Consider the following 11,211-nt stretch of genomic DNA (forward strand, 5'->3'; position numbering starts at 1 on the left):
AGAGGGCATCTGGTCATTTACTAATGGTTTCTGTAAATGTTTTTCGTCCTGGATTGATTTTGGCTACTTCCACATGAATTTTACTAATGGAATCCTCTGATAATGGAATTTTTCCATCTTTCTCGAACTTTTTCCAAGCCTTGACGTTATCACGATAGAGATATTCTGATAAACGATAGATATCGACATCTAATTTTAAGCCTTCTTTATAGGTTTCATGAATTTCCTTTTTCACCTCTGCAATAATAAGCTCTTCCAGCTCTTTTTCGGTTACTTTCCCTTTAAAACCATTAATGGTCGCATTGATTCTCAATTCGACTTCAAATGTAACATCCTCTTGTTTGACAAGTGGATTCACATCGACATGTATTTTCTCAATACTGACCGTTAGCTCTTCCTGGTCATCGTTGTTTAATTGAAAGGTAATCTCCCCTCGATTTGTATAGTTATGCATCCATTGACTGCCGCGAGCAGCATTGTCTTGCACAAACCCCTTAAAGCCATCTTTCGATAGAACACCAACTCCTGAAAAATAGGTTTCTTCCACCTGCTCCTCATCGGTTTGCCAATCGTCTTTAATGGACACATAGGGAATTGTTACTTCATGACTTGGTTCATTTAACCCGATGACAACATCTCTTAAGTCTTTTGGTTCGATAAATGTTTCTTGTTCTGTTGGGTTGATTGGGTTACTTAATTTTGATGAGGATAAAGAATTTCTTAAGATAGGTGTGACAAGCAGTATTTCATCGACTGGATTTTTTGTACAATACACCCATATTTGATACCTTGTATCCCGAAAGCGTATAAATGTATCAATGACTGGAATAATATGTTCATTTTCCATAGCCCGCTCTGAAAAGACAATAAACCGCATATGCCCCCAAAAAATTTCCTGATCCGAGGAACGATACAATTTGTAAATCGCTTCTTCTATTGTTTTTCCTGTGGCACGCCCGACTTCAGCAGGAGCCACATTCGCACTTGGCTGTACAGATTTCGCAACATCGGCGAAATTAATCACTTGTAAATAGACAATATACTCGTCGTTTTCATAGTCTACACCTACTGCATTGATATAGTACATTCTTTGTGGCTCCGTAATATCCCAACATCCAGCGAGTAAGGTTGTCAATCCGATGATCATTAACAATTTGAAATAGGTTTTCATGGTTTCTCCACTCGAATAGCTCTACAGTTATATTTTATAGTGTTAGCTTAGACAAAAGATGGCTTTTTTATAAAGAGCCTGCAGCTTAAAGAAGATTTGGGAAATGATATCCAATGAGACTTGTTTCAGGTATGATCAGATAAAAGAGGTGAGAACTGTGACTCGTATTGCTTATTGTCTTATGAATACATTTGCGACAGAGCTGTATAAAGGGAATCCCGCAGCAGTATGTCTCTTAGATGAAGAACTTTCTGAGGAGACCATGCAAAAAATTGCACAGGAGATACCTGTTCCGACAACAGCCTTTATTGAAAAAAAACAGGATGATTTTTCGCTCAGATGGTTTACACCGCATATGGAAATACCCATTTGTGGTCATGGCACCCTTGCTAGTGCTTTTGTGCTTTGGCAGCAGGGAATAGTGGCTAAGGAGCACACGATTACATTTCATACGGCTAGTGGTCCCTTACATGCCAAGTGGCAACATGAACGAGTGGAAATCGCCATTAAAAAGTATCAAATTGAAGCAATCGTATGTCCTTCCGCATTGGAGGACTGGTTAGGATGTAAGCCCATCTTTGTTGGGAGGACCGAATTGGATTATATTGTGGAAGTAAGCAATGATGACCTTATTGCACACTTTGAACCAGATTTTTCTGCGATGAAGCAGTTTCCTGTTAGGGGGATATGTCTAACTAGTCAGTCGAAGGAAGAGGGCATTGATATCGTGTCACGCTTCTTTTCTCCAGCACAAGGTATTGACGAAGATCATGTGAATGGGTCTAGTCATGGTGCACTAGGGCCTTATTGGGGGGAGAAATTAACCAAACAACAGCTTGTAAGTCAGCAGCTTTCCAAACGGGGTGGTGTAATTTATGTGACACCTCATCACGACAGGGTTACGATTGCAGGCGAAGCAGTTCAAGTATTGCAAGGAGAATTAAGCATCTAGATACGGTTTTGTAGGAGGATGTATATTGAAGGTGATTAAACTATTCTTACTTTGTATTAGTTTACTAGTTTTCGTCCTATTTATAGGTATCAATCAAATGACGGCAGTCCCTGGTTCTTCTTCTGGTAATGGCAATCCTGCACTATTGTTACTTATACTGGTAATCCCACTATTTTTCGTGATGGTTTGGCTATGGCAGAGGCTTATCCGCCAGTACGGACTAAGGAGACGAGCTATAATGATTGGCTTATTCCTCACGTTTATTCATATTTTGGCAGGTATTATTTATCAAAGATTGGCGCTAGCAAATTACCGAAAAGTGATTGAGATAGCCTTGATTGAGCGATATGGTTATGCAGATCAACAATACCTTTTAGACATCACTTCAGGGCTAACCATTCATGTCAACAATCAATATTTTAATGTGAATACCTTTTTCATGCTAATCAGTTTTTCTATTTTTATCGCCTTCATATGGTTCGTGCTGCCAGCAGAAAAAAGCGAGAAAAAAATTTGAAATTTGTTGTAACCTTTTTCAATGGTAAACGACTACTCTATTAGTAGAATACAAAAAACTAAAGCATAGTAGTAACATTCACTTTTCACAAAATGACCAGGGCTCAATTTCTGAGTACCTGGTTATTTTGTTGCCATAATAAAAAGAGGATATGCACACGTGGCATATCCTCCTCGATTTATTCGCTCAGCATGGCTTTTAATGTTCGCTTTTGCCAGCCTAGCTTGAAGTATGCATATTGCATAATGAAATGGACGCAGAAGGTGATCGGATAGGCTAACCAAACACCGTTTAACTCTAGTGACGTATGGTGAGATAATAAGAACGCTAATGGCACCTGCACCACCCAAATCGTAATGACTAAGAAGATGGTTGGCCATAATACGACACCTGTGGCACGCATCGTAGCAGAAACGGTTTGTGTGTGTCCAAAAATTAAATAGCTCCAAAAGGCGAAATATAAATAATTTTTGGCAATCTGCACAGTCTCATGTGAATCGATAAAGAAAGCCAAAATAGGCTCTGCAAACAGATACATAATGAGTATGATTGCGCCACCTAGAAGATAATTAATTCGCACACCCATTTGACGGATTTTTTTGATCATCTCCGTAGAATTGGCCCCTAACGCCTGTGCTACAAAGACAGATGTGGCAATGGCAATACTCATTGCTGGGACTTGTGCATAACTAGCTACCTGATTGACAACGCCATAAGCGGCAGTGGCATCTGAACCATAGGCATTGACAAAGCCAATAACGGCAATTTCAGCCACTGAAATGGCAACCATGCTAATACTGGATGGAACGGCTAGCTTTAATAAGGAAGTTAAAATATCTTTCTTTAATTTAAAATGCTGTAGGATTGTTTTATCAAAGCGTAGTAAATGCTTTGTTTTATGCAAATAGGCTAACAACAGGATCATTGTCACGAGGTTGGATAACACGGAAGCATAGGCAGCCCCATTTAAGCCAAACGCAGGCAACCCCAACCAGCCGAATACTAAAGGTGGTAGGAAGGCGATATTTAACACAACACTAATCACTAAGAATAGGAATGGTGTTTTCGAATCACCAACTCCACGCATAAAGGTTGTATACACCAAATACCAAAACATAATAGGTAACGTGAAGAATAATATTTTGGCATAACTAATACTCATGTCTAAAATATTCGCAGGTGTTTGCATAAAGCGTAAAATCCATTCGATGAAAAAGCCACCAAAAATCGCGACAGCAATGGATAAAATGGTTGTAAAAGCAAGTGTTACACCAACAACCTCTTTCATTTTAGCATGATTACCAGCCCCAAATGTTTGCCCGACTAAAATAGAGCTTCCTGAACCAATGCCAATCGCAAAGGCCATTAAAAAGAAGAAAAACGGGAAAAATGCGGAAATGGCTGCTAGGGCATCGACCCCTAAATTGCGTCCAACGATAAACATAGCAAATACTTGGCCGACGGATTGCAGCACATTCGCTAGCATCACGGGAATCAAGAAATTGAAAAAGGCTTTGCGTAGCTGCCGATCATCCTGTAACATTTGTTCATTCATAATTAAGTTCCTCTTGAGTTTTAATAACCCATTTCTTTTAAGATTCTTGATAGTGTGCGTAGGCGTTCCCCAATTAGCTCACCATCATTATTAAGTGCTTGCTGAAAAAGCTGAATATCCTCTTTGATCTGTTCATTTTCTGTGCAAACTTCCACTGTCATGGCATCACCCTGTAGGCCTACACGATTAATCACAGGTTTTTCTTCATCATATAAATGCTCGTGACGATAAGCCTCCTTAAAATAAAGTTCTGTTTCACACACTAAAATAGCAAGATCAAGCACGCGATGGAGGGGTAGTTCTTCTGATTGACGAGACCATTTGCCACCTGTATGTCGCCAAACCTTCGCAGAAATATCAACCTTTCCTCGATCATTCCATTGTGCCAGACCAAGTGAAAGCCCTTGGGCATCTGTTTGATAAGCCGTGCGCCCATCAATATTGGCATAATTTTCAGCCACGATGACAGGTTTATGTTTTAAATGTGTTGGAATTTTCATGTATCCGTACTCCTTGTCATTTCAAATTTAGTAATTTAGTAAATTACTGCTTTAGTAAATTTAGCACTCACTTAAAAAGAAGTCAATTGAAAAAGTCGAGGTGCAACTTTTTCTTCCACGGTAAGTCTAATAGGTGAGATGATGGAAAGGAGGGATGTACATGCGCTATCTACGACTTTGTTTGTGCAGTATAGTAATACTATTATTTATACCTATGACCGCTGGTGCGACGAGCTGGGTCTATCATTTTGTAGTGTGGGATGGTCAAATTTATAAAATGACAGAAGAAAAAGTGACATCCATTGACAATGAAATTGGAGCGGTAACAAAATATTCAGATATGGAACAATATAAGGGGAATTTTTCAAATACTTATCCTAAAGGGACAAAGTATTTTGCCATCAAGGGAATCGATACGGAGATAGCTATTGCGGTACAAGTGGACAAAGGGCAATACCTTAAAGCGATAAATGATGGGGAATATACATATCAACGTCAAACAAACATCACCCTAAATCTCTATAAAGTAGTAGGAATCATAGCTCTGTTCATCGTGATTTATATATTATTCACGAGCTTACGTAAAAAGCGTTAAGTTTTACCCTATCGAAGAGCGTAAAATGGATAAACGTCAAGCTGAAGAACTAGTTTATTCCTTATATAGCAATAGTGATTCTCTATACATTGTTAGACTGACAAGCTATCGCACTTTTATGTTTTATTATAATGGTTGCAAGTGTTTCTTTGTGGTTAGAGGGCCAGCTTCGTGTCGTTCTAATAAGTTGGACGCTAGCCCAAATTATATAGATGTTAGCAAATAGGTTTGTTTAGCAATGTCTATTTTCATAGTGTTGAAAAACAAAACCATCTATAGAATTTTTGTGAAAGGTGAAAATGAATTTCCGTTGCAGATTACTTAACTCCAACCCATAAAAATATTGCCCTTTTAGCAATGTTCTCCAATAAAGTGTAGGTGTTCACTACTCTTTATGGAGGGGTGTTGTCACGCATCACTTCTCCACATTGAAAATAAGAGTTTATCCCCTCTAAGAATACAAATAATGGGTTATTTGATTGCTATACTAGTATGAAAAAAGTAAAGACACTTTGCAGCATGGTTGATTGGAGTGGAGCCAGCGTCACACCAAGGGGATTTTGCGTCACAGAGGAGACCCTGGAGCGAACGCTAGTGAGTGAAGCGGCTCATCCGACGCCCCCTGGAAAGGACGCTGGCGGAACGGAAATCAACCCCTCACCTTGCCAAAAGTTCTTTTTCTGCTAGTGACACGATCTTTTTTCAACAACATGCAAACTAGGTATTGTCCAACAATTCCTAGTTTTTTTGTCTTTTTATAAAGTAAAGCAACGCATTGTTAAATAAATTAATGTATAAAAATCCATCTATTAAAATATTTAATTTACACTCTTTCCAATTTAGGAAATTTGAAGTAAAATAATCCTTACAAAAATACTGCATGTTTATTTCAAATTTCCTAGAAATTATGTGTATGTACCTAGTTATTGGAAAAGGTGGTGAAATAATTATGAATAATAAAATTTGAAATAATATTTTTTTGCGGAAAAGTAAAGAAATCATAAATCGAATGTAAAAATAATAAAAACGCCTAACTGATACATAGTAACTATGAAGGCATATTCTCTTGTTTAGTCATAGGGAAGGTATTACTAGATTAGAGAGTGTAAAAATTTTCATTTTAAGGTTTATTATTGAATAATTTGAGGGGGATCGTTATGAAGTTCAAATCATTACGGACAAAAATTTTATTCGGATTTTTCATCATTCTAATAGGGATTATGATACAAAGTGGGTATATCATTTATTCAAATATACAAATGAATAAAGAGATTGAAGATATGGTGCATCGGGAGCTTGAATTGTCCATTGTCGACCAGCACTTAGCCAACTCCATTTCAGTGAGGATTGGTGCTGCCAGAGGGTATGTATTAACAGGTGAAAAAGGATATAAAGATACATATGAAGAATATACAAAATTGTCTTTAGAAAATGAAGAAAAAGCTCGTCAAATACTTGAATCACAAGAACTAGAGGTGGTTGCGGCAAGAGCAAAGGCATGGCGTCAATATGTGGAGGAAAATGTCTTTCCAATCTATGAAGGTGGCAATACCGAATTAGCCGTAAAAAACCTAATTAGTAAAGAGGATGAGATTGGGGCGGTTCGTGAAGGCTTTGAATCGCTGGCAAGCTCACGCGAGGAGTCGATTCGTCAGGCAGGGCAAACGTTAATAAAGAATAATGACCGTCTGAATACAATTAGTATGGTAGCATTTGGTATCGTTGTATTATTAGCAATCGGAGCTGGTCTCACTTCTGCCTTGTCGATTTCTAGACCTGTTAAGCAAATTTCAGAGCGAGTGAAGCTGATTGCGGAGGGTGATTTAAGTCATGATATGCTGACCATTAAAGCAAAAGATGAAATTGGCGAATTAAGTGTTTCAACGAATACCATGAATATGAAAATGAAGGACATGCTTCAGCGAATTCAAGATGTGTCCAATGAGGTTGCTGCACACAGTGAACAGCTACTACAATCGTCCATCGAAATTAAATCAGGAACCGAGCAAGTAGCACTGACAATGAACGATATTGCAGAGGGCACAGAGTCACAGGCAAATAATACGAGTGACCTCTCCAATTTGATGAGTGATTTTGTTATTCGAATGAATGAAGCGAGTCAAAATGGTCAGCATGTACAAAGTAATTCCAATCATGTGCTTTCTTTAACGAATTCAGGTCAGCATTTAATTGAAGCGTCTACCAACCAAATGACAAAAATTGATGCCATCGTCCATGACGCAGTTGATAAAGTAGAAGGTTTAAATCATAAATCACAGGATATTTCCAAGCTCGTCGTTGTCATAAATGATATTGCAAAACAAACAAATTTATTGGCACTCAATGCGGCGATTGAGGCAGCACGGGCAGGTGTGCAAGGTCAGGGCTTTGCTGTGGTGGCAGAAGAAGTCCGTAAATTGGCAGAGCAGGTGTCATTGTCTGTTATCGATATCGAGCAAATCGTTGGGCAAATTGTAGAGGAAACCAATGATGTCACAAACTCTTTAAAGCGCAGCTATGAAGAGGTACAACAAGGGACAGAACAAATCTCTTTAACGAATCAAACATTTGTCGAAATTGACCGTGCTGTGACAGAGATGGCCACTAACATTACAAGCGTCTCTCAAAACTTAAATCAGCTAGTAGAAAACTCTGTAAGAATTGATGAAGCCATCGAAGAAATTGCCGCGATATCTCAAGAATCTGCAGCAGGGGTGGAAGAAACCTCCGCAACGATGCAGCAAACTTCGAGTGCGATGGAGGAAGTTTCGAATAGCTCCAATCAACTGGCAAAAATGGCGGAAGAATTAAATAATCAGGTAGGTCAATTTAAGCTCAACTAAGCAAAAAAACAGGACTTATCATAAAGGTAAGCCCTGGTTTAAGTATTGGATACATTTTTTTATTTCGTCTCTCAGAGCTTGTATCAATCCAATGCACTGTTTCTCCCCTCATGTTACGTGGATATTCTAATTCACTAGTTTTGATAGAAATAAAATCTGAAAAAGGGTATTATTGTAAATGTTAATTTAGTGAAAAGGAGCCGATTCACATATGGAATGTGCATGTCCATCGAAAATGACCGATCAGCTAAGAGTAGAAGGGGATATAGGGGCAGACCCGATTTGGTGTCATCGCTGCTATTGTAATTTAAATATAGAGGATGTCCCGCTATCAGACCAATTAAAACACGAACTAGACATATGGATTCGACAATACGGAGAATGGATTGACTGGAAGAATGACGGCATTTTTCCGCATGGAGTTGAATTGGAAGAACGATTTAATCAGCAAGGAATGCAGCTAACAGCACGGGTGAGAGCTGAGCTTGCCGATACTTACAAGGTATTCTATAAGCCTTCCACTTTTGCGAGGAGAAATGCAAATACGTAATAGCGTTAAGGGGGATCGCAATGGAAACAACCATTCTTATGATTAGACATGCAGAATCGCCCTTTATTTTTGGACAGGAACGTACAAGAGGCTTATCCAAAAAGGGTGAGGAAGATGCGAGAGCAATAACGAAAGCGCTCCTTTCATTTAACATAGATGTGATTGTTTCAAGTCCTTATACACGAGCTATCCAAACAATCCAAGGATTGGCTGATGCTCACAAGCTAGAGATACAGACAATTGAAGGTTTAAGAGAAAAACAGTTAAAGGGAGCCTATCAACTTCCAGCCGAAGAAATAGATGATGCGATAAAAAAATCCTTTCATGACCTCGATTACTGTTTGGACGGTGGTGAATCGAGCAGGGATGTCCAAAATCGTGCCATTCCTGAAATCATTCATTTATTAGAGAAATATGCAGGTCAAACAATCGCCATCGGAACACATGGCAATATAATGGCAATCATCTTCCATTATTTCGATGCCCACTATGGCTATGATTTTTGGAAAAGTACCTCTAAGCCGGATATCTATCAACTCAGTTTTGAAGGTGTACAGCTTAAAACGGTGCAAAGAATAAAGGAGGAAATTAAATTCCCTCAAAAATGTGTAACCTTTGCCAAGCTGACACGACTACTGTACTAGTAGAATACAAAAACTAAAGCAAACTAGTAGGTTTCACTTTTCACAAAAAGACCAGGACTCAAATTTTTTGAGAGCGCCTGGTCTTTTTGTGTTCTGGCAACACAGCGGAAGTGATGCTAAAATAAATACATTAGAATTTTCTTGAAATTAAAAGGTAAAGCAATGAAAATCACGCGTAGAAATTGAAAAAATGAAGTCCCCCATTGTTTTTTCAACTAGGCGTAAAAAGGAGTTCAGACATGCAGGTTCGTCCAATTTAAAAATCCCCCGCAAGAAAAGTTAAAATCTTATTTTTGGGGGATAAAACGTGTTTAAAAACCGATCTTTTTCACTTTTATTGACAGGTCAAGCTTTAGCAGATATTGGCGATATTCTTTATATAGTAAGCGTGATTAGTATAATTTATCGTTTAACCAATTCGGCTATTGCTACTTCCTTCGTACCGTTTATTATTACTTCTTGTATGTTGATTTCCAGTCTGCTGACACCTATTATGACGACGAAAATCTCGTTGAATCATTTGATAACCATTTCTCAAGGCTTTAAAACCGCTGTCCTTTTGGGTCTCGCCTTGTATGTACAATGGGCAGGCGATCAGCCGATGATTGTCTTTGTATTTTTGCTGATTGCGATGGTTGCGTTCTTGGATGGTTGTGCCAATCCCATTCGTCAATCCTTGCTGCCTCATTATGTAGAAGAAAAGGATTTGTTACGAGCAAATAGTATGGCTGAAACGGTTATCCAATCCATTCAGGTGGGTTCTTGGTTCGTTGGTAGTTCCTTGCTTCTTCTCTTTACGCCATCACAGCTTATTTGGGGTGTTGTCATCCTTTTTTTCATCGCAACATTTCTATTAAAGCTTCTACCAGATGTAGCACGTATCGAACGTCCACAGACAAAGAAATGGTCGTTAATTATGGAAGGGTGGCAAACCATTCACCAAACGCCTGTACTAAAAGTAGCTGCGCGTATGGATTTACTGGAATCGATGGCAGGAGCTGTATGGGTCGCAGCGATATTACTCGTTTTTGTAGAAGAAGCATTGCAGGCTCCTTCTCAATGGTGGGGTTATCTCAACGGCATTTTTTTTATTGGCATGATGATAGGCAGTATGATTTGTTTAAAATGGACCCAATTTGTTGCGCGTAAAAAAGCTATACTAATAAGTGTAGGCGCGCTGTTATCCGCTATTTTTACATTATTCTTTGCGGTTAGTATCACACCATTTATGGCTTTACTCTGTTCTCTGCTGATTGGCTTATGTGGGCAATTAAAAAACATTCCACAGCAAACCATCATTCAAACAAGTGTCTCAAAGGAAAAATTACCTACTGTTTATACATCTCTAAATGTCATTGTGACAGGGATTTTCGGCCTTTCATCATTAGCGATGGGCATCTTGTCAGAATGGTATGGGATACGAGTTGTTTTTTTCCTTTCAGCCAGTATGCTTCTGCTCGTTAGTTACATCGCCATTAAAAATAGAACGTTTTTCACGTAAGAAAGCGTAGCCCTTACTTTCAAAGTAGGGGCTACTCATGTTGTTGCAAAAAGATGATGTCAACGGCAGAAAAAGCAATTTTGCAAGGTGAGAGGTTGATTTCCGTTCCGCCAGTGTCCTGTCTAGGGAGCGTCCGATGAGCCGCTTCACTCACTAGCGTTCGCTCCAAGGTCTCCTCTGTGACGCTGGCTCCACTCCAATCACCCATTTTGCAAAAGTGGCTTTTCCTTATCTTTCATACTAGCCATAGTGATCAAAATAGCCCATGATTTGTATAATTAGATAGGCTCTTATTTTCAATGTGTAGTGACAACACCCCTTCATAAAGAGTAGTGAAGACCTTCACTTTATTTGAAAACCTTTGCTAAAAAAGTTAACATTTT

At 38.8% G+C, this 11,211-nt stretch carries 10 protein-coding genes; 7 read left to right on the forward strand and 3 right to left on the reverse strand.

Translation table 11 applies throughout. The annotated features are described in order from the left end of the window. Positions 1-13 precede the first annotated feature (13 nt). Positions 14-1,171, reverse strand: a complete 1,158-nt coding sequence (locus ACEVFT_RS03540; protein WP_342443594.1) for a Ger(x)C family spore germination protein — start codon at positions 1,169-1,171, stop codon at positions 14-16. A gap of 157 nt (positions 1,172-1,328) precedes the next feature. Between ACEVFT_RS03540 and ACEVFT_RS03545 the strand changes: the two genes are divergently transcribed. Together ACEVFT_RS03545 and ACEVFT_RS03550 are read left to right on the forward strand one after the other, a co-directional pair. Further along, positions 1,329-2,123, forward strand: a complete 795-nt coding sequence (locus tag ACEVFT_RS03545) for a PhzF family phenazine biosynthesis protein (protein ID WP_205443379.1) — start codon at positions 1,329-1,331, stop codon at positions 2,121-2,123. A gap of 25 nt (positions 2,124-2,148) precedes the next feature. Beyond that, positions 2,149-2,640: a hypothetical protein gene (locus ACEVFT_RS03550; RefSeq protein WP_393948149.1), complete on the forward strand. Its 492-nt coding sequence runs from the start codon at positions 2,149-2,151 to the stop codon at positions 2,638-2,640. A 178-nt stretch (positions 2,641-2,818) separates the two neighbouring features. Here the strand turns inward: ACEVFT_RS03550 and ACEVFT_RS03555 are convergent, their stop codons facing one another. Then, positions 2,819-4,195 carry an MATE family efflux transporter gene (locus tag ACEVFT_RS03555; protein ID WP_205443381.1) on the reverse strand — a complete coding sequence of 459 codons (1,377 nt, stop codon included), beginning with the start codon at positions 4,193-4,195 and terminating at the stop codon, positions 2,819-2,821. Positions 4,196-4,215: 20 nt separating this feature from the next. Further along, positions 4,216-4,695 (reverse strand): DUF6530 family protein, encoded by a 480-nt coding sequence (locus tag ACEVFT_RS03560; protein ID WP_393948150.1) that lies wholly within the window; start codon positions 4,693-4,695, stop codon positions 4,216-4,218. A gap of 160 nt (positions 4,696-4,855) precedes the next feature. Here ACEVFT_RS03560 and ACEVFT_RS03565 point away from each other — a divergent pair, with 160 nt between their 5' ends. The 5 genes from ACEVFT_RS03565 (at position 4,856) to ACEVFT_RS03585 (ending at position 10,828) form a co-directional block, all read left to right on the forward strand. After that, entirely contained in the window at positions 4,856-5,290 is a 435-nt protein-coding gene (locus ACEVFT_RS03565; protein WP_393948151.1) for a hypothetical protein, read from the forward strand. A 1,157-nt stretch (positions 5,291-6,447) separates the two neighbouring features. After that, positions 6,448-8,133, forward strand: coding sequence for a methyl-accepting chemotaxis protein (locus ACEVFT_RS03570; protein WP_393948153.1), 1,686 nt, complete (start codon positions 6,448-6,450; stop codon positions 8,131-8,133). A 211-nt stretch (positions 8,134-8,344) separates the two neighbouring features. Next, entirely contained in the window at positions 8,345-8,683 is a 339-nt protein-coding gene (locus tag ACEVFT_RS03575) for a hypothetical protein (RefSeq protein WP_342443600.1), read from the forward strand. Between the two features lie 20 nt (positions 8,684-8,703). Beyond that, complete coding sequence (locus ACEVFT_RS03580) at positions 8,704-9,327, forward strand: histidine phosphatase family protein (RefSeq protein ID WP_393948155.1); 624 nt, start codon at positions 8,704-8,706, stop codon at positions 9,325-9,327. Between the two features lie 307 nt (positions 9,328-9,634). Next, positions 9,635-10,828, forward strand: a complete 1,194-nt coding sequence (locus ACEVFT_RS03585; protein ID WP_393948157.1) for an MFS transporter — start codon at positions 9,635-9,637, stop codon at positions 10,826-10,828. The last annotated feature ends 383 nt before the right edge of the window (positions 10,829-11,211 follow it).

The organism is Lysinibacillus sp. PWR01, from assembly GCF_043359455.1.
Taxonomy (GTDB): domain Bacteria; phylum Bacillota; class Bacilli; order Bacillales_A; family Planococcaceae; genus Lysinibacillus; species Lysinibacillus fusiformis_F.